Below are 375 nucleotides of genomic sequence, written 5' to 3' on the forward strand. Positions count from 1 at the left end.
CGCCGAATACGGCGACGCGCACGATCAGCTTCACCGTAAATGACGACTCGGATGATAGCAACACGGCAACGAAGACCATCACCGTAGCTGACACGAACCAGTCGCCTATTGTGACTACAAGCTGGGGGAATAGTGCTTTTACGGCAGGCAATAATGTAACCTCTACGCCTATCGCCGTTGATTCCGGAATTACGGTATCCGATCTGGATAATTACACCTTAGCCAGCGCGACGGTTGCTATTACCGGTAACCTTCATTCGGGCGAAGATGTGCTGGGCTTCAGCAACACCAGCGCAGTGACATATGGCAATATCACGGCAATCTACAATTCCCTTACCGGCGTGATGACGCTGACTTCTTCAGGTGCTAGCGCAA

General features: G+C 52.0%; 1 protein-coding gene. It reads left to right on the top strand.

What is annotated here, in order from left to right; genetic code table 11:
• Positions 1-375 (top strand): hypothetical protein (locus tag L3D05_RS26930; RefSeq protein ID WP_239619334.1); only part of this gene is annotated, 375 nt, incomplete at both ends.

The sequence above is a fragment of the Cohnella mopanensis genome (assembly GCF_022352055.1).
GTDB lineage: Bacteria > Bacillota > Bacilli > Paenibacillales > Paenibacillaceae > Cohnella > Cohnella mopanensis.